This is a genomic window from Qipengyuania marincola (assembly GCF_029688625.1).
Taxonomy (GTDB): Bacteria; Pseudomonadota; Alphaproteobacteria; order Sphingomonadales; family Sphingomonadaceae; genus Qipengyuania.
Genome location: NZ_JARULC010000003.1, coordinates 624,398 through 647,864 on the forward strand (window position 1 = coordinate 624,398; position 23,467 = coordinate 647,864).

Annotated in this window: 23 protein-coding genes; 10 read left to right on the forward strand and 13 right to left on the reverse strand. The window is 63.9% G+C overall.

Annotated features, from left to right (window positions below; translation table 11 throughout):
• Positions 1-3 precede the first annotated feature (3 nt).
• Positions 4-210: a 30S ribosomal protein S21 gene (rpsU, locus tag P8Q88_RS12990; protein WP_066772550.1), complete on the reverse strand. Its 207-nt coding sequence runs from the start codon at positions 208-210 to the stop codon at positions 4-6.
• Between the two features lie 254 nt (positions 211-464).
• On the opposite strand from rpsU, the gene crcB reads away from it, so the two are divergent.
• The 6 genes from crcB to P8Q88_RS13020 are packed head-to-tail and all read left to right on the forward strand — an operon-like array spanning position 465 to position 4,145.
• On the forward strand, positions 465-875 hold the full coding sequence (crcB, locus tag P8Q88_RS12995) for a fluoride efflux transporter CrcB (RefSeq protein ID WP_278324255.1): 411 nt from the start codon (positions 465-467) through the stop codon (positions 873-875).
• Positions 872-1,996, forward strand: coding sequence for an RluA family pseudouridine synthase (locus P8Q88_RS13000; protein WP_278324256.1), 1,125 nt, complete (start codon positions 872-874; stop codon positions 1,994-1,996). The genes crcB and P8Q88_RS13000 overlap by 4 nt, the downstream gene beginning before the upstream one ends.
• Positions 1,996-2,595 (forward strand): FMN-binding negative transcriptional regulator, encoded by a 600-nt coding sequence (locus P8Q88_RS13005; protein ID WP_278324257.1) that lies wholly within the window; start codon positions 1,996-1,998, stop codon positions 2,593-2,595. The genes P8Q88_RS13000 and P8Q88_RS13005 overlap by 1 nt, the downstream gene beginning before the upstream one ends.
• The gene (locus P8Q88_RS13010) at positions 2,592-3,251 is read left to right on the forward strand and encodes an HAD-IA family hydrolase (RefSeq protein ID WP_278324258.1); all 660 of its coding nucleotides are present in this window, start codon (positions 2,592-2,594) and stop codon (positions 3,249-3,251) included. The genes P8Q88_RS13005 and P8Q88_RS13010 overlap by 4 nt, the downstream gene beginning before the upstream one ends.
• Positions 3,238-3,450, forward strand: a complete 213-nt coding sequence (locus P8Q88_RS13015; RefSeq protein WP_278324259.1) for a hypothetical protein — start codon at positions 3,238-3,240, stop codon at positions 3,448-3,450. Before P8Q88_RS13010 ends, P8Q88_RS13015 begins: the two co-directional genes overlap by 14 nt.
• Positions 3,447-4,145 (forward strand): ATP12 family chaperone protein, encoded by a 699-nt coding sequence (locus tag P8Q88_RS13020; RefSeq protein ID WP_278324260.1) that lies wholly within the window; start codon positions 3,447-3,449, stop codon positions 4,143-4,145. The genes P8Q88_RS13015 and P8Q88_RS13020 overlap by 4 nt, the downstream gene beginning before the upstream one ends.
• A gap of 3 nt (positions 4,146-4,148) precedes the next feature.
• Here P8Q88_RS13020 and P8Q88_RS13025 read toward each other — a convergent pair whose 3' ends face one another.
• Genes P8Q88_RS13025 through P8Q88_RS13040 form a run of 4 tightly spaced genes read right to left on the reverse strand, consistent with a single transcriptional unit; the run spans position 4,149 to position 7,720 of the window.
• A complete protein-coding gene (locus P8Q88_RS13025; protein WP_278324261.1) occupies positions 4,149-4,733 on the reverse strand; it encodes an ABC-type transport auxiliary lipoprotein family protein in 585 nt (194 codons plus the stop codon).
• An 11-nt stretch (positions 4,734-4,744) separates the two neighbouring features.
• Entirely contained in the window at positions 4,745-5,695 is a 951-nt protein-coding gene (locus P8Q88_RS13030) for an MlaD family protein (RefSeq protein ID WP_278324262.1), read from the reverse strand.
• Between the two features lie 10 nt (positions 5,696-5,705).
• Positions 5,706-6,608 (reverse strand): ABC transporter ATP-binding protein, encoded by a 903-nt coding sequence (locus P8Q88_RS13035; protein ID WP_278324263.1) that lies wholly within the window; start codon positions 6,606-6,608, stop codon positions 5,706-5,708.
• Positions 6,608-7,720: an ABC transporter permease gene (locus P8Q88_RS13040; RefSeq protein ID WP_278324264.1), complete on the reverse strand. Its 1,113-nt coding sequence runs from the start codon at positions 7,718-7,720 to the stop codon at positions 6,608-6,610. The genes P8Q88_RS13035 and P8Q88_RS13040 overlap by 1 nt, the downstream gene beginning before the upstream one ends.
• A gap of 102 nt (positions 7,721-7,822) precedes the next feature.
• On the opposite strand from P8Q88_RS13040, the gene P8Q88_RS13045 reads away from it, so the two are divergent.
• Both P8Q88_RS13045 and P8Q88_RS13050 read left to right on the forward strand, forming a co-directional pair.
• A complete protein-coding gene (locus P8Q88_RS13045; protein WP_278324265.1) occupies positions 7,823-10,543 on the forward strand; it encodes a valine--tRNA ligase in 2,721 nt (906 codons plus the stop codon).
• A 1-nt stretch (position 10,544) separates the two neighbouring features.
• On the forward strand, positions 10,545-11,279 hold the full coding sequence (locus tag P8Q88_RS13050; protein WP_278324266.1) for a 7-carboxy-7-deazaguanine synthase QueE: 735 nt from the start codon (positions 10,545-10,547) through the stop codon (positions 11,277-11,279).
• 109 nt (positions 11,280-11,388) lie between these two features.
• Here the strand turns inward: P8Q88_RS13050 and P8Q88_RS13055 are convergent, their stop codons facing one another.
• From P8Q88_RS13055 to P8Q88_RS13075, 5 genes are all read right to left on the reverse strand, one after another.
• Entirely contained in the window at positions 11,389-13,383 is a 1,995-nt protein-coding gene (locus tag P8Q88_RS13055; RefSeq protein ID WP_278324267.1) for an ATP-binding protein, read from the reverse strand.
• A 100-nt stretch (positions 13,384-13,483) separates the two neighbouring features.
• Entirely contained in the window at positions 13,484-14,236 is a 753-nt protein-coding gene (locus P8Q88_RS13060) for a TIGR02186 family protein (protein WP_278324268.1), read from the reverse strand.
• Positions 14,233-15,141: a sulfite exporter TauE/SafE family protein gene (locus tag P8Q88_RS13065; protein ID WP_278324269.1), complete on the reverse strand. Its 909-nt coding sequence runs from the start codon at positions 15,139-15,141 to the stop codon at positions 14,233-14,235. The genes P8Q88_RS13060 and P8Q88_RS13065 overlap by 4 nt, the downstream gene beginning before the upstream one ends.
• A 46-nt stretch (positions 15,142-15,187) precedes the next feature.
• Positions 15,188-16,306 carry a hypothetical protein gene (locus tag P8Q88_RS13070; protein ID WP_278324270.1) on the reverse strand — a complete coding sequence of 373 codons (1,119 nt, stop codon included), beginning with the start codon at positions 16,304-16,306 and terminating at the stop codon, positions 15,188-15,190.
• A complete protein-coding gene (locus tag P8Q88_RS13075) occupies positions 16,303-17,691 on the reverse strand; it encodes a glycosyl transferase family protein (protein WP_278324271.1) in 1,389 nt (462 codons plus the stop codon). The genes P8Q88_RS13070 and P8Q88_RS13075 overlap by 4 nt, the downstream gene beginning before the upstream one ends.
• Before the next feature lie 83 nt (positions 17,692-17,774).
• On the opposite strand from P8Q88_RS13075, the gene nhaA reads away from it, so the two are divergent.
• Positions 17,775-18,995 carry a Na+/H+ antiporter NhaA gene (gene nhaA, locus P8Q88_RS13080; RefSeq protein ID WP_278324272.1) on the forward strand — a complete coding sequence of 407 codons (1,221 nt, stop codon included), beginning with the start codon at positions 17,775-17,777 and terminating at the stop codon, positions 18,993-18,995.
• Here nhaA and P8Q88_RS13085 read toward each other — a convergent pair whose 3' ends face one another.
• A complete protein-coding gene (locus P8Q88_RS13085) occupies positions 18,996-19,433 on the reverse strand; it encodes a VOC family protein (protein WP_278324273.1) in 438 nt (145 codons plus the stop codon).
• 94 nt (positions 19,434-19,527) lie between these two features.
• Positions 19,528-20,286 (reverse strand): TorF family putative porin, encoded by a 759-nt coding sequence (locus P8Q88_RS13090; RefSeq protein WP_278324274.1) that lies wholly within the window; start codon positions 20,284-20,286, stop codon positions 19,528-19,530.
• Positions 20,287-20,564: 278 nt separating this feature from the next.
• Here P8Q88_RS13090 and P8Q88_RS13095 point away from each other — a divergent pair, with 278 nt between their 5' ends.
• A complete protein-coding gene (locus P8Q88_RS13095) occupies positions 20,565-21,368 on the forward strand; it encodes a metallophosphoesterase family protein (RefSeq protein WP_278324275.1) in 804 nt (267 codons plus the stop codon).
• Positions 21,369-21,416: 48 nt separating this feature from the next.
• Here the strand turns inward: P8Q88_RS13095 and P8Q88_RS13100 are convergent, their stop codons facing one another.
• The gene (locus P8Q88_RS13100; protein WP_278324276.1) at positions 21,417-23,459 is read right to left on the reverse strand and encodes a S46 family peptidase; all 2,043 of its coding nucleotides are present in this window, start codon (positions 23,457-23,459) and stop codon (positions 21,417-21,419) included.
• Positions 23,460-23,467 lie beyond the last annotated feature (8 nt).

Here is a 23,467-nt window from a genome sequence, read left to right on the forward strand (position 1 = left end):
GGCTTACTTGACGCCGTCACGCTCCATGCGCTTGCGCTCGAGCTTGCGGGCGCGGCGAACGGCGGCGGCCTTTTCGCGGGCGCGCTTTTCGCTCGGCTTTTCATAGTGGCGGCGCAGCTTCATTTCGCGATAGACGCCTTCCCGCTGCAGCTTCTTCTTGAGCGCGCGGAGGGCCTGGTCGACATTGTTATCGCGAACGATGATCTGCATAAATTCAACAACCTCACTAAGCGGGACAGAGCCCGCCGCTGCGGGGGTGCCTCCTGTAAAACGGTTTCGCTTATAGAACGAAAAGCGCGCCGAATCCGTTCCGGATCGGCTCGAATGTGGGCGCACATACGGATTCGGGCAGGAAAAGGCAAGCGCCCTTCGCCACAATCCGTCAGGGCTGATCGCCCACATCCGGTTTGTCGCGAAGCCGCTATTCCCGTTTCGCGCGCGAGGCGCTAGGGGCGCTTGCAGCAATGTCGACCTATTCCCCAATCCTTGCCAGCCTCAACGTCGCTCTCGGCGGCGCGATCGGCGCCGTGCTGCGCTATCAGCTGGGTCGCGGCATGACCTGGTGGCTCGGCCCGCAGATGGTCTCGCTGTTCCCCTGGGCGACGCTTGCCGCCAATGCGGTCGGCAGTCTCGCCATGGGGCTGCTGGCCGGATGGCTGGCAGTCCGCTCGAGCGGAGATGGCGAGCAACTGCGCCTGCTGCTGGGCGTCGGCCTGCTGGGCGGCTTCACCACCTTCAGCGCCTTCAGCCTGGAGATGGTGCTGATGATCGAGCGCGGACAGTATCTCTTTGCCGCGCTTTATGCAGTACTCAGCTTCGCCCTCGCGATCAGCGGCCTGATCGTGGGCCTCACCCTGATGCGGAGCTTCGCATGAAAACCGCCGACGAAGTCCGCACATTTACCGTCGAACCTGACGATGACGGCGTCCGACTGGACCGCTGGTTCAAGCGGCACCTGCCGCAGGTCGGCTTTGGCACGGTCAGCAAATGGGCGCGCACCGGGCAGATTCGCGTCGATGGCAAGCGCGCCAAGCCCGACGACAGGATTGCGACAGGCCAGCAGATTCGGGTGCCCCCGGGCGGCGATACGCCCCATCGCAAACCGAAAGCCAAGCGCCCTCTCACCGAGGCCGAGATCGCCAGCGCGCAGGATATGGTGATCGAGCAGACCAAAGGCGCGATCGTGCTCAACAAGCCGCCGGGCCTTGCCACACAGGGTGGCACCGGGACGACGCAGCATGTCGACGGCCTGCTCGACGCTTTCGCGCCGGGAGAGGACGAGCAGCGCCCGCGCCTCGTCCACCGGCTCGACAAGGATACCTCCGGCGTGCTGCTGATCGCGCGGACGCCGGGCAGCGCGGCTTTCTTCTCCAAGCGCTTTTCCGGCCGCAGCGCCAAGAAGATTTACTGGGCACTGGTGGTCGGCGTGCCGGACATCAAGGAAGGCGTGATCGAGGCGCCGCTGGCCAAGCAGCCGGGCTCTGGCGGCGAGAAAATGCATGTCGATCACGAGGGCGGCCAACCGGCCAAGACCAAATACCGCGTGGTCGATAGCGCCGGGAAGAAAGCCGCCTGGCTTGAGCTTCAGCCGCTGACGGGCCGGACGCACCAGCTGCGCGTCCATTGCGCGGCGATGGGCAATCCGATTGTCGGCGACGGCAAATATGGCGGTAAGGACGCCTTCCTCACCGGCTCGATCAGTAGAAAGATGCATTTGCACGCGCGGCGCCTGATCATCGACAGCCCCGATGGTGGCAAACTCGACACAACCGCCGAATTGCCAGAGCATTTCTCTGCCAGCATGGAACAGCTCGGCTTCGACCCGACCCTCAGCGACGCGACACCGATGCGCGACGATCCGCCGCCTAAGAGCCGCGAGGAAAAGAAGCAGCAGGCGCGCCAGCACGCGAAGAACTATCGCAAGTCGCAACGCGGTCCGCGGCGCGCGCGCGGCGGTGCCGGCGGCAAGCCATCCAAGCCCAGGGGCAAGCGCTGATGCATCCCAACCCGCTGTTCCGAAGCGAAGACCGCGCCTTGCTCGAACAGCTAATCGAGGAGGCGGGCTTCGGAATGGTGTTCCTTACGACGCCCGCGGGTCCCCGGATCGCTCACGTGCCCCTGCTGCTGACGCAGGATGGGCGGCTGCGCTTCCACCTTGCTCGGTCGAACATGCTGACCGAGCATCTGGAGGGAGCATGCGCCCTGGTGGTGGTCAATGGACCCGACGGCTATGTCAGTCCGCGCTGGTATGCCGATCGCCGCGAAGTGCCGTCGTGGGACTATGTCGCGCTCGAACTCGAAGGGACAGTATCCCGGCTCGATGACGCTGGGCTCGAGACGCTGCTGCACCAATCGATCGAGCATTTCGAGGTACGGCTCGGCGGGTCACAGTGGCGCGCAAGCGAAACCCCCGACGAGCGCTGGGCGCGGTTGTTCGAGGCAATCGTCGGGTTCGAGCTCGAGATCGAACAGTGGCGGCCGACGCTGAAGCTTTCGCAGAAGAAGCCGGCGGAGGTGCGCACCCGCATTGCCAAGGCGCAGGAAGCCCTCGGGAACGCCGGGCTGGCCGAATGGATGCGAAGGGTCCCGGCATGAGCCGGCTTGCCATCTTCGACTGCGACGGGACGCTGGTAGACGGCCAGGCTGCGGTTTGCGAGACGATGGAACGCGCCTTCGCAGCGGTTGGCGCACCGGCACCGGACCGCCGGTCGATCCGTCGCACCGTCGGGCTGAGCCTGCCGTTCGCCGTGCGCCAGTTGACGAACGACAGCTCGGACTTCGACAGCGGCCGGATCGTCGAGGCTTACAAGGAGCTGTTCCGCGAAACGCGCATGAGCGGCGCGCTGCATGAGCCGCTGTATGAAGGGATGGCCGATCTGCTCGGTCGGCTCGACCGGAACGGCTGGCTCCTCGGCGTTGCCACCGGCAAGAGCGACCGCGGTTTGCATGCCTGTCTCGAAACGCACGGGATAAAGCACCTGTTCGTCACCCTGCATGGGGCGGACCGCTATCCGTCCAAACCGCATCCCGCCATGCTCGAAGCCGCGCTTGCCGAAGCCGGCGTCGGCGCGGGCAATGCGGTCATGATTGGCGACACCAGCTTCGACATGGAAATGGCCCGCGCGGCAGGTGTTCGCGCAGTGGGTGTCGCCTGGGGTTATCACGATATTGAGGAACTGATGAATAGCGGTGCCAGCGCGGTCGCGCAGGATATGGGCGAATTGGAGGCGATGATCGATGGCGGACACTGATCCCGCAGCTGCGCGCTTCTGGCTGATGCAACTGCTGCGCCTGTCAGGCGCGGTGCTGGTGATGATCGGCGCCGCCATCATGGCCGAGGCGATCGACCTGCCCTTCGCCATTGGGCTCTTGCTCGTACTGCTGGGCCTTGCCGAATTCTTCGTGGTCCCCCGCCTGCTCGCGCGTCGCTGGAGGACGCCCAAGGAATGAAGCGCTTCTACAAGCAGGCCAAGGTCGAACACAGCGATCCCGGCTATTTCGTCACGCTGGACGGGCGGCCGATCAAGACCCAGGGCGGCCAGCCGCAAGTCGTGCCGACGCTGACGCTGGCTGAGCGTATGGCGGCCGAGTGGCAGAACCAAAGCGAGGAGCTTGACCCGCAAGCCTTCGTATTCCGCGACATGGTCGATTATGCGCTGGACGTGCTGCCTACCGAGCGCGAGGCGACGGTCGAAAAATTGCTTCGCTACGCCGAAACGGACACCTTGTGCTATCGCGCAGATCCGGACGAGCCGCTGTGGCACCGGCAGCGTGATGTGTGGGAGCCTATGCTCGGAGCGCTCGAAAACAGCGAGGGAATCCGCTTCGAAAGGGTCAGCGGCGTCGTACACCGGCCCCATCCGAAGCAGACGATGGACGCGCTGCGCATGCGGATTGAACGGCTCGACCCGTTCCAGCTCGCGGCGCTGGAACAGCTAACCTCGCTCTCGGCATCGCTGTGCGTCGGCCTCGCCGCGCTGGAGGATGGCGCGGACGGCGAAAAACTGTGGGACGCGGCCAATCTCGAAGAAGACTGGCAGGTCGAACAATGGGGCGCCGACGAGGAAGCGAGCGCGCGGCGCGAGAAGTGCAAGCGCGATTTCCTCAATGCAATGGAGTTTGCGACCGCCGCGCGCGGCCGCTAGCCGTCAGGTCATCCAGTCCGCAATCTGGCCCGCGACATCGTTCGCCGCCTGGTTCAGGGCGGGTGCGACGAAGGCGGTCTCGGCCGGCACGCCGGACACGCGCGCTTCGAAGCGGCGGGTCACGACATCGGAGCCCGACGAGCTGCGTACTGCGTCGAACACCACCACGACCGAACCACTGCGCGCGTCATAGCCGAAGGTGCGCAAGGTGCCGTGCAGGCGATCGTTGGCCCCGACGCCGGGATCGTCGCCATCGATCACCACGCGGCCGGTTTGCGTGCGAATGGTTTCCGCGACCAGCCGACGGAACAGGCGCGAAGGGCGCTCGACCCAGAAAGCATCCTGGAGATAGGCGAGTTCCGTGTCGTTGATCTGCACCGGAACGCGCGTAACGTCGAGCGATTGCGGCACTTCGAATTCGCTGATCGCGAGCGCGCTCTGCTGCGAACCGCTGCCCCCGGTTCCAGCCGGGGCCGTCGCTGTCGGTGTCAGGGTCAGCAGCTTTTCGGGCGCCTCGCCGCCAAAGCTGATGCAGCCAGCCAGCAGGCCAATCGGGGCCAGGGCGGCCAGCCGGGTGAAGCGGTTCATCGTCTGCCCCCTCATGGTTCGTAATCAGGCAGCGGCTGCGAGCTGATCAGCGCACCGGCCCCTTTCTCGTCGAGCTTTTCGGTAACGTCGCGCAGCGCCTTGCTGGTCGCGCGCAGGTCGCGCAGCGTGGCTTCCGCAGCGGGCAAAGTGCTTTCCGTCAGCTGCCTGGTCGCCGGCCGCGCTTCGGCAAGGGTCTGCTCGAGCGCCTGTGCCGCGCCACTCGCAGAGTTGAGCGTCTGGCGCAGCTGGCCGGCAATCTGCTCGCCTTCCTCGTTGATCAGCCGGTCGGTCGACAAGGTCACCTTCTCGAACGCATCCAGCGCCTCGCTCGATTCGCGCAAGGTCACCTGCAATTCGGCCAGCGTGCGTTCGATCTGCGGCGTGGCTTGGGCCAGATCGGCGGTCATCCGTTCGCTATTGGCGAGAATGCCCTGAAGCGATTCCTGGTTCTCGTCCGACAGCAGCTGGGTCAGCCGCTCGGTCAGCGTGGCCAGGCGTTCCAGCAGCAGCGGCGCACTGGCCAGCACGGCGCCGAAACCGCCACCAGCGGTGGGCGGGATGATCGGCACGCCTTCGGTGCAGGCCGTCGTCTCGCAGGAGATCGGCGGAGCGCCAGTGCGAGCCCCGTCTAGCGTGATGGTGGAAACGCCGGTGAAGCTGCCCTGGATCGTGGCTGTCGTTCCGACGAGGATCGGCACTTCCTCGCGCACTTTGATCCGCACGCGCACGAATTCGGGGTCCTTGTCCCACAGGACGATCTGGCTCACCTGCCCTACGGGGACGCCGGCGAAGTCCACCGCGCTGCCATTGGCAAGGCCCGCGACCGACTGCTTGAAGAAGATGTCGTATTCGTTCTGATCCCCGCCGCCCAGCCGCGCGAGCCAGACGATGAACAGCGCCAGCGCGCCGAGGATCACGAGTGTCACTACCCCCACCCAGATGTGATTTGCCCGCGTTTCCATGCGTTACGCCCTATGCCCCGTCCTTGTTGTCGTTGTCCAACGCTTTGACCGCATGCGCCGCGATAGGGACATCCATGTGCCGCCGCAATTCATCGAGCGCCTGCGCGGTAAGCGCCGCCCGCCCGCGCGGCCCATTGAAATATTCCTGTATCCACGGATGGTCGAGCTGCATCAGGTTCGGCACCGTATCGACGGCGATCACCTTCTTGTCCGCCAGCACCGCCACGCGATCGCAGATCTCGTGCAGCGTATCGAGGTCGTGGGTAATGAGGAATACCGTGAGCCCGAGCGTTTCCTTCAATTCGCGCGTCAGCCGGTCGAAAGCCGCGGCTCCGATCGGGTCGAGGCCGGCAGTCGGCTCGTCCAGGAACAGCAGTTCGGGATCGAGCGCCAGCGCCCGGGCAAGGCCGGCACGCTTCTTCATGCCACCCGAAAGCTCGCTGGGAAACTTGCCCGCCGCGGCCTCCGGGAGCCCCGAAAGGACTGTCTTGAAGCGGGCGATCTCGTCGAGCAGCGCAGGCGATATGTCGGGATAGAACTGCTTTAGCGGCACCTGGACGTTCTCGCCCACCGTCAGGGTCGAGAACAGCGCCCCGCCCTGGAACAGCACGCCCCAGCGATTGCGGACGCCGATATTTTCGTCCGGGTCGCTGTCGGTCATCGACTTGCCGAACACCGTCACGCTGCCTTCGGTCGGTGGTTGCAGGCCGATGATCGAGCGCATCAGGACGCTCTTGCCCGTGCCCGAACCGCCCACCACGCCGAGGATTTCCCCGCGCCGGACCTTGAGGTCGAGATCCTGATGGACCGTCTGTTCGCCAAACCGGTTGACCAGACCTTCGACGACGATCGGATATTCGCCGCGAAAGCGTTCGTGTCGTCCCAGTTCCCTGCCGTCGTCGTCGATCGCCATCAGCCCCACCCGATTTCGGTGAAGAACACGGCGAAGAAGGCATCGATCACGATCACGGCGAAAATGCCCGTCACCACGGCCATGGTGGTGCGCAGGCCGACCTGCTCGGAATCGCCCTTGACCTGCATCCCGTGGTAACAACCCGCCAGCGCGACGATCAGGCCGAACACCGGCGCCTTGATGAGCCCCACCCACAGGTCGTAGGTCGGCACGACCTCCTGGATACGCATGAGGAAGCTCCAGAAGGGAATTCCCAGCATCAGGTCGCCGATGACAGCGCCGCCGACGATCGCAACCCCGGCGGCATAAAAGCCGAGCAGGGGCATCATCAGGATCGCCGCGAGGATGCGCGGGATGACCAGCGCCTCCATCGGCGAAATGCCGATCGTGCGCATAGCATCGACCTCTTCGGTCAGCCGCATCGTGCCAAGCTGCGCCGCGAAGGCGGAGCCCGAACGGCCGGCGACCATGATGGCGGTCATCAGCACGCCCAATTCACGCAAGGTGATCCGGCCGACGAGATTGACCGTCAGCGTCTCCGCCCCGAATTGCGCCAATTGCACCGCGCCCTGCTGGGCGATGACGATGCCGATCAAAAAACTCATCAGGCCGACGATCGGCAAAGCGCTGACTCCGACGAGTTCGAGCTGGCGCACCAGCGCAAGCCAGCGGAACCGGCGTGGATGGCGGATGAGGTTCCCGCTCGCCGCGACGATCGCGCCGAGGAAGCCGATGACGCCATAGACACCGCTGCGCGCATTGAAGACCTTGGTGCCCATGGCTGCGGGCACACGCTCCCACACGGGGAGCCTTTCCGCGGCGACCTTTTCCTCCCCGGCGGTGCCGTCGAGCGCGGCGATCAGTCGCTCGGCACGCTCGCTTGCCCCTGTAATCTCGGCCTCGTGGCGCGTGGCGAGATTGCAGGCGACCCACGCCCCGACCGTGTCGATTTCGCTCAACCCGCTGACATCGACCGTCGTGATCGGCCCATCGAGAGCGAACAGCTCCTCGTCGACCGCACCGATCGTGGAGACGAGATAGGGTCCGGACAGTGCCAGCACCGCCTCCCCCCCGTCGTCGTGTCGCAGGTCGTATTGCGCGAAACCACTCATCTGCCAGCGCCTATGCGGGGAAACGTCGTGTGAAACAAGGCTTTCGCGCCCCTGTTACCCCGTCATTGCATCGCACAATAGACGCTGGCAAAGGCTGGCACCATGAGCACCGAATTATCCAAGACATTCGATCCGGCCGAAATCGAGGCGCGCTTGTATGCGCATTGGGAGGAGAACGGTCTGTTCCGGCCAGATCGCCCCAAAGCCGAGCCCTATACCATCGTCAATCCGCCGCCGAACGTCACCGGGTCGCTGCACATCGGTCATGCGCTCGACAATACGCTGCAGGACCTGATGATCCGTTACGAACGGATGCGCGGCAAGGATGCGCTGTGGGTGGTCGGCATGGATCACGCCGGCATCGCCACGCAGATGGTGGTCGAACGCCAGCTGGAGGCGCAGCAGGACAAGCGCACCAATTACTCGCGCGAGGATTTCGTCGACAAGGTCTGGCAGTGGAAAGAGGAAAGCGGCGGCGCGATCACGCGCCAGCTGCGCCGCCTGGGCTGCTCGATGGACTGGAGCCGCGAGCAATTCACGATGGACGAGCATTTCAGCAATGCCGTGCTCAAGACCTTCGTGGACCTTTACAATGACGGGCTGCTCTATCGCGACAAGCGGCTGGTGAATTGGGATCCGAAACTCAAGACCGCAATCAGCGATCTGGAGGTCGAGACCACCGATGTGAAGGGCCATTTCTGGCACTTCAAATATCCGCTCGAGGATGGCGTGACGCTGGATGACGGGCGCGATTATATCGAGGTCGCGACCACGCGGCCCGAAACCATGCTGGCCGACATGGCCGTGGCGGTGCATCCCGACGACGCGCGCTATGCGAGCGTAGTCGGCAAGCATGTCGTGCTGCCGATCACCGGTCGCCGCGTGCCGATCGTGGCGGACGAGCATGCCGATCCGGAGCTTGGCTCGGGTGCGGTGAAAATCACGCCGGGGCACGATTTCAACGATTTCGAAGTGGGCAAGCGCGCCGGATTCAAGCCGGCCGACATGCTGAACATGCTCGATGGCGAGGCCAACGTCTGCCAGACCGCCGACGGGCTGGTGCCGGAGGAGTTTCTCGGCCTGCACCGCTTCCGCCGCGAGAAGATCGTCGGCGAAAGCGACGGCGCGCGCGAACTCGTGATCAAGCGGCTGAAGGAAAGCGGCCACCTGATCCCGCATGTCGCCAAGACAAAGGACGGCGAGGAGGTCGAACTTGACGCCGAGCCGCGCACGATCGCCACGCCCTTTGGCGACCGCGGCGGCGTGGTGATCGAACCATGGCTGACCGACCAGTGGTATGTCGACGCCGCGACGCTCGCAAAGAAGCCCATCGCGGCGGTGAAAAGCGGCGCTGTCGAGATCGTCCCCAAGACCTGGGAAAAGACCTTTTTCAACTGGATGGAGAATATCCAGCCGTGGTGCGTCAGCCGCCAGCTGTGGTGGGGTCACCGCATCCCCGCATGGTACGATGCCGATGGCAAGGCCTATGTCGCCATGACCGAGGAAGAAGCGCAGGCGCAGGCGGGCCCGGACGTCACGCTCACACGCGACGATGACGTGCTCGACACGTGGTTCTCTTCCGCGCTGTGGCCCTTTGCGACACTCGGCTGGCCCGAAAGCACCGACCTTGTCGAAAAGCATTACCCGAACGACCTGCTCATCAGCGGTTTCGACATCCTGTTCTTCTGGGACGCCCGCATGATGATGATGGGGCAGTACAATACCGGCCGGAACCCGTGGCCGAAGCTCTATCTGCACGGCCTCGTGCGCGCGGCCGATGGCGCGAAGATGTCCAAGTCCAAGGGCAATGTCGTCGATCCGCTGGGCCTCATCGACCAGTACGGCGCCGACGCGTTGCGCTTCTTCATGGCGGCGATGGAAAGCCAGGGCCGCGACATCAAGATGGATGACAAGCGCGTCGAGGGCTATCGCAATTTCGCGACGAAGCTGTGGAACGCGACGCGGTTCTGTCAGGCGAACGGGATCGGTGCGAGCACATCGATCGAGGCTCCCGCGGCGAGCCATGCAGTCAACCGCTGGATCATCGGCGAGGTGGTGGAGACGCAAGCTGCGCTCGATGCGGCGCTGGCCGATTTGCGGTTCGATGCGGCGGCAAACACGATCTACCATTTCGTGTGGGATCGGTTCTGCGACTGGTACATCGAGCTGATCAAGGGCAATTTCGACCAGGAGACGAAGGCCGTCGCCGGCTGGGTGCTCGATCAAATCCTCGTGATGCTGCATCCCTTCATGCCCTTTATCACCGAAGAGCTGTGGTCCAAGCAGGGCGATCGCCCCGATTATCCGTTAATCACCGCCAAATGGCCTGAACCGAAAGCGACCGTGGATGCGGCAGCCAAGGCCGAGATCGACTGGCTGATCGCGCTCACCTCCGCCACGCGCACGGCAAAGAACGAGCTCGGCATCGCGCCCGGTGCCAAGCTCGAAGCCTATTGCGCTTCGCCGAGCGCTCTCGCCCGGTCGGCCGTGGAGGCCAATGCCGCCGCGATCGAACGGCTGGCCCGCCTTACCCCTGTCCGATTTGCCGAGGCGCCGGGCGGCGCCGCGATGCAGATCGCGGCGGGCGACGATGCCTTCGTAATCCCGCTGGAAGGCGTGATCGACATCGAAGCCGAGAAGGTCCGCCTGACCAAGGCTATGGAGGCCAGCCAGAAGGAATTCGGGAGTCTCAACGGGCGGTTGTCCAATCCCAACTTCGTCGAGCGTGCCAAGCCCGAGGCGGTGGACAAGGCGCGCACCGACGCCGCTTTCCACGCCGCCGAAATCGATCGTCTGCGCGCGGCCCTAGCACGTCTGGGATGACATGCCGCTAGTCCTCGCCACAGATGACGATGGCGGACCGGAGATTTTCGCTTCGGTCCAGGGCGAAGGACCGAGCGCGGGTATGCCGGTCGCCTTCATGCGGCTGTCGCGCTGCAATCTTGCCTGCGTCTGGTGCGACACGGCCTACACCTGGCATTTCGAAGGCGACAATCGCCCGCACCGTGAGAGCACGACTTTCGAGCGCAAGGCCAATCAGGTGACGCTTGACGAGGAAGAAGTGGCTGCGCGCCTCACCACGCTCGGCCAGAAGCGCCTGGTCATCACCGGCGGCGAGCCGCTGTTGCAAGCCCCGGCGCTGGCAAGACTGCTCGACCTGCTGCCGGACATTTCGGTCGAGATCGAGACTAATGGCACGACCAAGGCTCCACCGGCGCTCGACATCCGGATCGACCAGTTCAACGTCAGCCCGAAACTGGCGCATAGCGGCAATCCTGCGGATCTCGCGCTGCTTCCCGAGCGGCTCGACGCCTATGCGACCGATCCGCGGGCATGGTTCAAATTCGTGATCGCCGAACCCACCGATGTGGAAGAGGTGTTGGTCCTGCGCGACCGGTATCGCTTCAAGCCGGATCACGTGTTCCTGATGCCCGAAGGCACCGACAGCGCCACTTTGCGCGAGCGTGAAAAATGGCTCGCGCCCCTATGCGTGGAACACGGCTTCCGCCTGAGCGACCGCCTGCATATCCATCTGTTCGGCGATACGCGGGGAACGTGACTTGCGTTGCGCTGCCACGTCCGTGGCCGCGTCCTCGCTAGACGCGCAGGAAGCTGCGCCCGCTGCGGGCGGGCAGTCGCCCTTGCCTCACCTCCGGCTCGGTTGCCACTTAACCCTGCGAACGCCAGCGCTGAACGGTGCGCTCGACGATTTCTTCCTCGCCGCCGGTCTTGTTCCACAGTTCGACAAAGCTCGGGTCTTCGGAAGCGGGGCGTTTGGCTTCCTCAAGATTGTCGAAACTCACGCGGATCGGGATGGCGACACCCTCGCCGCAGATGATGCATTCGCGATTGCGGAGCGCCGGGATGGCATCGAGAAAACCGCGCGCCCCTTCGGGCATGGCGGCGCGCACGAAATCCTGGTCGCGGTCGTTGTTGAGACGCATGGAAATGATCGTGCCGCACTGCGACAGCACGCCTTCGGCAAGGTCCGACGGGCGCTGCGTGATGAGGCCCAGCGAAATGCCGTATTTGCGGCCTTCCTTCGCGATCCGGCTGAGGATCTTGCCCACCGAATTGCCGTCGGCATTGCGTTCGCTCGGCACGTAGCGGTGCGCTTCCTCGCACACCAGCAGGATCGGCGAGGTCCGCTCTTCGCGACCCCAGATGGCGAAGTCGAACACCAGTCGGCTGAGCACGGCGACCACCGTGGCGGTGATGTCCGACGGCACGCCCGAGACATCGATAATGCTAATCGGCTTGCCGTTCGAGGGCATGCGGAAAATCTTGCAGATGAAGTCCGACATGGTGTCGGCCACCAGCATGCCGGAAAACATGAACTGGTAGCGCGGATCGGATTTCAGCTCCTCGAGCTTGTTCTTGATCCGCATGTAGGGCGCGGAATTGGTCGCCTTGTCGAGCTTGCCCATTGCGTCCTGCAACTCGTTCGACAGGTCGGACAGCAGGTACGGGATCGGCGAATCCACCGTGATCTTGCCCATGGTCGCAGCCAGGCGGCTCTTGCTGCGTGCCTTTAGCAGGCACTTGGCAAGAATGTCCTCGTCCACCTGCCGGTCGTTGCCGGTCGAGGTCAGCAGGACTTCGCAATGCTCTTCGAAGTTCATGATCCAGTACGGCATCTGGAGGTTCGATACGTCCAGAATGACGCCCGTCTGGCGAAAGGCCGCCGAATACTCGCCATGCGGGTCGATCATGACGATATGACCTTCCGGTGCGGCTTCGCAGATGCGGTGCAGGATCAGCGCCGCGCTGGTCGACTTGCCGGTACCGGTCGATCCCAGAAGGGCGAAGTGCTTGCCCAGCATGGCATCGATATAAACGCCTGCGCGAATTTCCTTCGTCGGATAGACCCGGCCGATGGTCACTGCGCTGCGCCCGTCGCTGGCATAGACCTGTTTCAGGTCGAGCGTCGTCGCAGGATACACCAGCGCACCGGGCACCGGATAGCGCGTGACGCCGCGGCGGAAGCCATGGAGGCGGCCAGTCAGCTTTTCTTCGACGCCCTCGCCGAGGAAGTCGATATTGGCGAGGATACTGCCAGCCTTGCGGTCCTGGCGCTGGTTGCGCACGCTGGCCAGCAGCCAGCTGTTGCCGACGCGAATCTTGATCTGGCTACCGACCTGGCCTGCCATGGCGACCGACGGATCGCTGCTCTCACCACATTCGTTGAGACGCTGCAGATCGATGGCGATCATCGATCCCGACCCGGCGATTTCCAGCACTACGCCGATGGGCTGCAGGGCCGTCTCGGTATCGCGGTCGTCCGCCTCGGAGTTCTCGGGCGCGTCGGCTCTGTCCGCGGGCTTTTCCACGGCTGCCGCTGCGGCCTGCCGCTGCGATGGGGGTGCCGGAATTGGCGGCGGCGCGGCGCCGGGTTCGCGAGCCGGTGCTTGGGCGCCTCGTTCCACGCTCGGCTCCGCTGCGCGGTCGACCGGCGAAGCGGCCTCGCTCATGCCCGCTTCGCCTTCGGCCTCAGGCGGAGTGTGGACATAGCCCGATCGCGAAATGGGCGATGGCGCAGAAGAGCTCTGCTCGCTGCGACGGATCCGGTCACGCAAAGAGGATCCGCGGGGTTCGGGCGGGCGAGCGCCGGCCTCCTTGGCGGGATCGAAGGTACGGTGATTCGGATCGCCCATATCGGTCATTGTCTGGCTCGGCCCCCAAGTTTGCGCGTTGCGCGCAGGTCCGCTCCCTATGCCGTCAGACGGTTAAGATCCCATCAACGCTGTAAGAGTGGGGCCAAACTCAGATCATCGCGAAGAGGCGGCCGGCTATCCAGCCCATACCGACCGAAAGCAGCACGGCCAGCAGCCCGTAGATGAGCGATCGGTCCTGCGCATACTCCTCGACCTTGCGCTCGAAGCCGACCTTTTGCACCTCGACCTCGGTCTGCGCCGAAGCGATCACCCGCCCGTTGCTGACCGCAAAGGTTTCGGCGGTGTAAGTACCGGTCGTGACGTTGGAGGGCAGGGTGATGCGCGCCTGGTAAAGCACCTGCTCGCTGATCCTGACCCCCTCGAAATCCTGCTTGTAGAGCTGCTGCCGCGTCTTCAGATCGACCAGTCCGGCAGAAAAACGCGCCTGCTCTTCAGTGTCGATCACGCCGCTCGGGCTCAGCTGGATGTAATCGGTGCCGAACTCGTAGATCGCGGCGGTCTTTTCATCGACGATCTCGCTTATCGGCCGCGACGAAGCCACCGCGAAGAAGGAGGGTACGGAGCGAAAGTCTGTGCTCTGGGCATTGACCCACACACCGAGAAATCTCTCCTTTTCGCGCAAGCGCGCAGGTTCGGCCGGGCCCTTGAGCACCACGACGATATCGTATTGCCCGCCCGACGAAGGCCCGCGAGGGTCGAGCACTGCGCCGAACAGCAGAAGTTCCGTCCCGGTAAAGCCCTGCCTTACCTCGACTTCGTGCTGGCTGACCTCCGGCACGAGAATGGGATCGCGCTGTCCCATCAATGCAAACGCGCACAGGATAATCAGCAGCACCCTCATAGCGGCATGACCGTGTAGATTTCGTCAGGCTGGTAGAACAGGCCAAGGAACATGCGGAAGGCAATCACCAGCACGATGCTTGCGAGGATCAGGCGGAGGATTTCGGGCTTGGCCTTGACCGCGATCTGTGAACCGATCTGCGCGCCCGATACCGATCCCAGCAGCAGGAGGAAGACCAGTACGATATCGACCGCCTTCGTGGTCAGGGAATGCATCATCGTGGTCGCCATGGTGACGAACAGGATGTTGAACAGGCTCGTCCCGACCACGACATTCGCGCTCATTCCGAGGACGTAGAGCATCGCCGGCACGAGGATGAATCCGCCGCCCACGCCCATCAGCATGGTCAATATGCCCACCACTACTCCGACGAGCAGCGGGGCGAGCGGAGATATGTAGAGTCCCGAGCGATAGAAACGCCAGCGCATCGGAAGGCTGGCGACCAGCGGGTGATGGCGCCTGCGAGGCGCCTGCTTGCTTGCGCCTGTGCCGCGCAGCACCTCCACCGATTCCTTGGCCATCAACAGTCCGATAGACCCCAGCAGGATCACGTAGAGCGCATTGATGACCACGTCGATCTGGCCGATCGAACGGAAGAAACGAAACAAGAGCGCGCCAAAACCCGATCCGATTACGCCGCCGGCCACCAGTACAAGACCCATTCGGTAGTCGACGCCCTTGCGTCCGCTATGCGCGATGACCCCCGTGACACTGGCGCCGGTAACCTGGGTCGAAGCAGATGCCGCAGCGACGGTCGGCGGCACACCGTAAAAGATCAGCAGAGGCGTGGTCAGGAAGCCCCCGCCCACGCCGAACAGGCCGGAAAGTAGGCCGGTCAGCCCGCCCAGCGCGACGATCCACAGTCCATTGACGGACAGGTTCGCGATGGGAAGGTAGACGTCCATGAACGCGCCCTATCGCAGCGCCCGCCCGGATAAAAGCTGAACCGTGTCAGAAGCCCGCCGAAAGCGTGATTGCGGCGCCTGAGGCCGGCTCCGCGTCTCCTGCCACACGCACACGATAGTCCGCCGCGATGCGAGCCGATCCTGTCCCGATGCCGAGGTCGAGCTTGAGCGTCGGTCCGATATCGAGCCGCGCCGCGCCGCGCTGGGCACCGCCCCATGCTCCGGCCCCGGCGGCAAGGACTGCGTTGTCCGACAATGTATCGGCGCGGGTTACGTCAATCCTGCCGTCCGCGAACGCGGTTGCGAAATCGCCGCCGACATAGCCTGCCTGGCCATATCCCGATGCGGTCAATCCGGCCGGCAACGCCTTGTTATCCACGCCTCCGGTGACGAAGATTGCAGGGCGGACCTGCGTCACCTCGGTTCCTTCCACGACGCGCAATTCGCCATGGAGGTTCAACGGCACCATATCCAGCGGTCGTGCGCGCAGGCCAACGGCAGCTTCGGTGTAGCCCGGGCCTGCCAGTGCTTTGCTGGCCCGAAGGTAGGCTGCCGGATCCCGCTTGCTTTCAGGGGCAAGGCGATAGGCAATAACCGCGCCTGCCTGGCTTGCGCCATAGGTCGCCGGCATTAAACCGCCCGCAGTCGCTGCGGTGTCCCCCTCGCGCAAGAACAGCCATGCGTCGATGCGCAATGGGTTGTTGCGCCATCGGGGGCTGGCCGCCTTTCTGCCCGGAGCATCGAGCCACTGTGCCGCGGCTTGCGGTAACGGCAGCTGCGACATGCCGGCCATCCAGAGCAAACTATGGCCCAGCGACCGGCGATCGGCTGCGAACACCTTGTCCGTCGCCGCACGGTTTGGCGCACGCACATTGGCAATGTTTGCCGCTGGCGCGAGGTTCGAAGGCTGAAGCTTCGGGACCGGACCGGCATAGACCGGCAGCGTGACATTGGGGTGTGCGGGCTGCGTCACTGCATCCGAAGCGGGCGTATGTTCGCTGGCCACGCTCTGCGAAAGCAGCCGTTGCACGGCGGGAGGAGCGTTTAGGGTTGGCCAGGGATTCTCCCAAGAAACCAGGCGCAGCAAAAGCCACCCTGCGAGCAACAAGCCGAGAAACAGAACCGGCTGCCCGCGGCGCGCTTCCACCATCGAGACTGCCGTCATGCCGCGATCTCGCGCGGCTGCGCCAGAACGGGATGGTCGCGATGTTCGGTCTTGTCCCAGATAACGGGTGCGCCGCGCAGGGTCCCGAGATAGGCCGCGAGCGCGCGGCGGGCGGCCATAATCGCAATGATGTTCGATACAAGCAGCCGCGGGACCGACCGCAAGCCCTCGCGCCAGCCGAACTCACGGAATGTGAATGCGGCGCGCATCGCGAAGCGCCAGAGAAGCCCGGCGAAATTGAGCCACAGGATGACCTGCAGAGTATTTGAATAGGCGGGTGGCGCCACCAGGCCGCTTTGAACCATGAAAAAGAGGGCGATGCCCAGGCCAATCAGCAGGTAGGCGATCGACAACAGGATGGCGGCCAGGGGCCCTCGCCGATCGCGCAATTGCATCCAGATATCAGCGGCCTTTCCCTGCCAGCCGAGACGATCCCATCCCTGCAAGGCGATGCCGTGCATCCAGCGCGTTTTCTGGCGCACCGCCTGGTCGATCCGCGCCGGGAAAAAGGCACGCGTGGCGACCAAGCGGCCGTCATCGGTGCGACAGCGCAGGAAGCGTCCCTTTCCGCCCGCCTCCGCCACGCGCAAACCCAACTCGTAGTCCTCGGTCAGCGACTGGTGCGCGAAAGGTTCCGCGCCGAAACGCGTCAGCATGGCGCGTGAAATGGCCAGCCCGACTCCGGCGCCAGGGATAGCCGCGCCAATGGCGTCCCGAACGACGAGGCCTTTGGCGTGCGATTCGGCAAATTCGTCCGAATAATGCCCTGCGACCATCGCCGAGCCGGATTGCGGAAGCGCCACGACCGGAAGCTGCACGAAATCCGCATCCTCGAGCGCGTCGTCTAGCAGGGAAAGGGCGGCAGGATCGACCATGTCCTCCGCGTCGTGCAAGACGACCATGCGGGTTTGCGGATCGCCCCGCGCCTCATCCTCGCACAGCGCCTCGTAAAGGCGGTTGAGGCAATCGGCCTTGCTGGTGGGACCTTCGAGGCCATGCACCACGATCCGCACACGCGGATCGCCGCGCGCGGCCGCCATCGCGGAAGCGAGCGTGGCTGGATCGTTGAGATAGCACCCGACATAGATGCGCAAGTCCTTGAAGCGCCACACTTCGAGCATGTGGTGGATCGTCGGCCCGATGACCGCGGCTTCCAGCCAGGCCGGCACAAATACGGCTGCGCGTCCGCGCAAGGGACGGGCAAGCAGTGCCTGTTCGTTCACCCGTAGCGTCGCGATCCGGCCAAGCGCACGCATCCAGAAATAGGAGATATCGACGGCAAATTCGTCGATTACGCCCACGGCGAAGAACGCCGCGCAGAACAACAGCAATTCATGATGCACGAGCAGAAACCACTGCCCGAGTGTAAATCCGGCTAGGAGCACGACCCTTTCCCCCCGGGCGGAGCGTTAGCGAAACGATAGCCCCCTTGCAACGTGGGACGGTTTGTTCAAAGGACCGTCGCGACATGACCGAACGTCCCTCAGCTTTCCGCCTCGTTTTTGCTCCCGTTCGCGCGCTGTTCGTCAGCGATGCATCGGCCGGCATCCTCCTGATCTTCGTCGCCGCCGCGGCGATGCTGGCCGCCAATTCGGCCTTCGCCGACGAATACCAGCAGCTGTTCTACGGCAAGCTGGCCTGGACCCCCATCCCGAAACTCTACGACCTGCATCTGTGGATCAATGACGGGCTGATGGCGATCTTCTTCTTCGTCGTCGGGCTGGAAGTGAAGCGCGAGTGGATCGAAGGCCAGTTGTCGGACGCGCAGCAGCGCCGTTTGCCGGTGCTTGCCGCAGCAGCGGGCATGATCGTCCCGGCCCTGTTCTACGTAGGTGTGGTCGGAGGTGACAGCACGCTGCTGCGCGGTTGGGCGATCCCCGCGGCCACCGACATCGCCTTTGCGATGGGCGTACTTGGCCTGCTCGGCAATCGCTGCCCGGCTTCGTTGCGGCTGTTCCTCCTGACCGTCGCCATCGTCGACGATATCGGTGCGGTCCTCGTCATTGCGGCATTCTATACAGAGAATATCAAGCTCGAGTGGCTTGCCGCGTCGGCGGTCGTGGTCGGCGCGATGCTGGCCATGAACCGCGCGCGGGTCTCGGCTTTCTGGCCGTTTATCCTTCTCGCGCTAGTTCTGTGGTACTTCGTTCTTAACTCCGGCATCCATGCGACCATCGCCGGCGTGGTTGGCGCGCTTTGCATCCCGATGCGCGGCAAGGACGACGAGACCATGGTCGAGCGGATGGAACACGCCCTCGCCCCGTGGAGCGCCTATCTCGTGGTTCCCGTCTTCGGCTTTGCCAATGCCGGCGTGCCGCTCGCAGGCCTGGGGATGGATCAGCTGCTGGCGCCGCTGCCGGTCGCGATCATCGCCGGGCTTTTCCTCGGCAAGCAGATCGGCATCTTCTCGGCGATCTGGCTGGCCGACAGGCTCGGCTTCGCACCTCGGCCGGATCAGGCGAGCTGGCAGGAAATCTGGGGCATCACCCTGCTCTGCGGGATCGGCTTCACCATGTCGCTATTCATCAGTGGCCTGGCCTTCGCCGGGCAGCAGCTCCTGATCAACGAAGCCAAGATCGGCATCCTGCTGGGTTCGCTGTTGTCGGCGATCGTAGGCTACACCGTCATCCGCCTGTCGGCCGCCCATCCCGACGATGCCAAGTCGCCCTATCTCGAAAAGAAGGGCTGACTACCAGCTGCCGGTATTGGGCATGCTCGCCCAGGGCTCTTGCGGATCGAGATAGCCTTCCTGCAACAGCTCGATGGAAATCCCGTCGGGCGTGCGGACGAAAGCCATGTGCCCATCGCGCGGCGGCCGGTTGATGGTGTGCCCGGCATCCATCAGTCGCTGGCAGGTCACGTAGATATCATCGACCCGGAAGGCGAGATGCCCGAAATTGCGGCCGCCCTGATAGTGCTCGGGAGCGCTGCCGTCCTCAGGCGGCCAGTTGTAGGTCAGCTCGATCTCGGCCACGCCTTCCTGTCCCGGCGCTGCGAGGAAAGCCAGAGTGTAGCGGCCCTTTTCATTGTCGGACCGGCGCACTTCCTCGAGCCCTATCAATTCGAAGAAATCGACCGTCGCATCAATGTCGGTCACCCGGATCATGGTATGGAGATATCTGGTCATGACCGTCAGATGGGATCGACAGGATCGCGTGCCAACAGAAAAAGCGAAAGGGGACAGACACCGCCTGCCCCCTCACCGCCAACTATCCTGGCTTTCAGAAGCTGGCCGAGATTGTTCCGACGATTGCATCATCCGTGAATCCGTCGACCGACGTACCTTCGACCCCGACGTAGGACACGCCGATCTCGAAGGCGCCCTGCGAGACGCTGGCGCCGAGCGACCAGTCGAGGCCGGTATCGTCGAGATCGCCGGCCAGTAAGGGCGGGGCAAGCACACCATCGGTATAACCGAGGTGGCCACTTAGCGTGAACGGAGTGTTCGGAATGCCGATGCCGACATCGGTATAGAGGTAGAGATTGTCCTCGCCCCCCAGCGAATCCTGCTTCCATGCATAGGCGACGCCAACGGTCGTTTCGGCGGGGCCGAGATTGAAACCGACCGATGCATAGGGCTCCCAATAGTCGGTATCGAGGCCAAGATCCTCTGTCGGATAGATGTAGTAGAGCAGGCCGATATCGAAGCTCACCGCATCGGTGATCTGTGTGCTGTATCCCCCATAGACGTCGAGCTCGAGGTCGCCATATGCGGCACCGCCATCGATCGACGATGCCCAGGTGCCGACGTAGAAGCCGCTGTCATGCGTGACATCGAAACCGCCCTGCAACGCGGGATCGCCGCCCGACAGGGAAACGCCGCGGAACCGGTAATCGGTCGTCAGCGCGACGTTGGCGGAGATCGAAACGCCCTCGATACCCTCGTCGGCGGTATCGTCCTGCGCGAGAACAGGGGCGGCGGAAATTACGCTCGCAGTAGCGAGCGATGCGGCCAAAAGACCGCGAAAGGGCGTCAGCATACCAAACTCCTGAAAAGGGTGTCGCTTCGTCCCACCTGCGAATCCGTCGGGGCCGGTTTACGTGGCTCCTCGTCCGGATACGGCAACTTTTGTGCACACTGCCGGCCTTGCGCGCAAGATATGTTGAAAAATTTTTTTGCAGGTGCAGCAAAAGCTGTGATGTTTTCGCAACTGCGAGATGCAGCGTTCAGCCACGGTTGTCGCCAGCGCGCCTAGCGACTATCTGGGCGCGCAGCGTCAGGTAACGCATCCCCGCAGTTTCACGAGACCGATCCCGAATGCTTCGATCCCTCCGCCAGCTTTTCAAGGAACGCCCTGCGGCACGCCGTGTCGCGCGCGTGCCCGAAGGCGAGCGGTATTACGTCATCGGCGATGTTCACGGTCGCCTTGACCTGTTCGAAAGCCTGATCGAGGCGATCGAGGCAGACGACGCGGCGAGCGGTACCGCACGATCGACGGTCATCCTGCTGGGCGATCTGATCGATCGCGGGCCGGACAGCCGAGGCGTAATCGAACGCGCGCGGGATTGGGGCAAGACGCGCAGTGTCCGCTATATCGCCGGCAATCACGAGGAAATGTTCCTCGATAGTTTCGACGACAAGGAAATGCTGCGCCACTTCGTGAAGCACGGCGGACGCGAGACGATCCTGAGCTACGGCATCAAGCGCAAACGCTACAACGAACTGACGATCAAGGAACTGCAGGAGCATCTGGCCGAGCTGATCCCTGCCGAAGACCGCGAATTCCTGGCCGGTTTCGAGGATATGATTGTCGCCGGCGACTACGTTTTCGTTCATGCCGGGCTCAATCCCAAGCGCTCGCTGGAAGAGCAGAGGCAGACCGACCTGCGCTGGATCCGCGAGCGTTTCCTCAAGCACTCCGAGCCGTTCAGCCATGTCGTCGTGCACGGCCACACGATTTTCGAGGATATCGAGCGGACCGACCACCGGATCGGTATCGATACCGGCGCCTTTAGAACCGGGCGGCTGACCGCGCTGGTCCTGGAAGGCGAGGAACGGCGGACGATCCAGGCGATCGAGGTCGACGGTTCGCTGGCCATTGCGCATGGCGCGATGGACTGAGCCAAAAGGCGGGTTTGCAATCGCAAAACCCGCCCTCTGCCCAAAGCCCTATTTTCCGCCCAGTTCGGCCACCAGTGCGGGTGCCGGATAGATCGTCTCAAGCGCTTCCTGCACCGCATCGGTCGACACCGCGACCGTACGGTTCAGAGTGCCGTCATAGCCATAATTGCCGCCCAGCGAATGGATGTTGCCATCGAAGGCCGCTCCAATCACCGTGCCCGCGCGGTCGATGACAGGCGAGCCCGAATTACCGCCGATGATGTCGTTTGTGGTGACAAAATCGAAGGTAGTTTCGGGATCGATCTCGGCCTGGTTTGCGGCAAAAGCCGGGGCCACATCGAACGGCGGCGCGCCCGTCGCCCGCTCGAAAGTGCCGCCCATGGTCGTCAGGATCGGGACCTGCTGGCCGCGCTCCTCCCAACCCTTCACCTGGCCATAGCTGATGCGCAGGGTGAAAGTCGCATCGGGATAGAGGCTGTCGCCATAGGCGGCGAAGCGCGCATCGGCGAGCTTGCCCCCCGCGATCGCGAGCGGGCCGGAATAGCTTTCGTTCACCGCATCGCGCAGCGCCCGCTGGCGATCGGCGAGGCGCAGGGCGTACTGGATCATCGGATCGTCCGACGCTTCGATGGCAGCCAGCCCGCCATCCCAGAGCGCCTTGCGCACTGCCGGATCGGCCAGCTGTGTGCCCTCGACCAGCCTTTCGGCCAGTGCCTCGGGACTTTCCTTGCCCAGCAGGAGACGACTATCGGCATCGTCCACGCCGAGATATTCGCGTGCCTTCGACAGGCTCCACTCCATCATCAATTCATCGAGCCAGGGATAGACCGGGCGCTCGTCGAGCAGGCGCTTCTCGGTCAGCGGCAACGCGCTGTCGGTATAGCCGGGCAGCCGCTCGCCATTCGGCTTGGTGCGCTCCTGCGCGGCATAGACCAGCGTCTGCGCGTAGCCGTAGAGATCGCCCGAGGGGCTGAGGAAGCGCGACGGCAGATAGAGCGCGCGATAGGCTTCGACTGCGTTGTCCACGGCGGTCCAGGGATCGCCGATCTCGGCATTGTCGGCGCTCCGCTGGCGCAATTCAGCCTCGGCCTGTGCGAGGCTGGCGGTAAAGGCCGGGTCGTTCAGCGCCTTTGTGCGGCCTATGTAGACCTTGAGACCGTTTTCGACACCGCTGAGCAGATCGAGGCCCTGGCGTTCCTTCTCCGGGCTTTCGTCCATCGCGCTGATCAGGCGACCGCGCAGTTCGGACAGCGTCGTCAGCGTTACCGGCAGGCGCACCTCGCGCTCGAAAGCCAGCTGGCTCTGGGTGTAGAGGCGGCTGGTCGAGCCGGGGTTGCCGACCACGAAGGTGACCTCGCCCTCCTGCGGCGCGCGCGGGTTCCACTGCAGATGCTGCGGCGTGGCGACCGGCTGGCCGTTTTCGTAGGCACGCAGGAAGCTCGCATCGAGCGAGTAGCGCGGGAAATTGAAATTGTCGGGATCGCCGCCGAAGGTCGAGGCGCGGTCTTCCGGCGCCCAGGCGAGGCGGATATCGGAGTACTTGCGATAGGTGTAAAGCTTGTACTGACCCCCGCCAAACAGCGTCACGACCTGGCAGCGGGTCGTGTCGGTATCGGGACAGCCTGTCTTCTCGAGCTCGGCAATCTTGCCGTCGCGCGCCTTGGTCAGCGCCTCGCCGGCGAGGCCGGAGAATGAAGCTTTAACTTCGTCGGTCACGTCCGCGATTGACGTCACGACCTCCGCCTGCTGGCCGGGGCACTTGAGCTCCTCTTCGCGGTTCTGCGCGACGAAACCTGCGTCGAGATAGTCCATCGCATCGCTCGAATTGTCGTAGAGGCAGCTGGCAATACAGTGGTGGTTGGTCAGGATCAGGCCGGACGGCGAGACGAAGCTTGCAGAACAGCCGCCGGTCAGCCGCACGGCCGCCGCCTGCACGCGGTCGAGCCACGCCTGGTCCGGCGCCCAGCCGTAAGCCTGCTCCATTCGCTCGGTCGGGAAGCCGTCGAAGGTCCACATGCCTTCGTCGGCCTGCGCCGAGGTGGAGGTGAAGGCGATAGCGGCACAGGCCGCGTAAAGCGCGAAACGTTTCATCGGAAAGA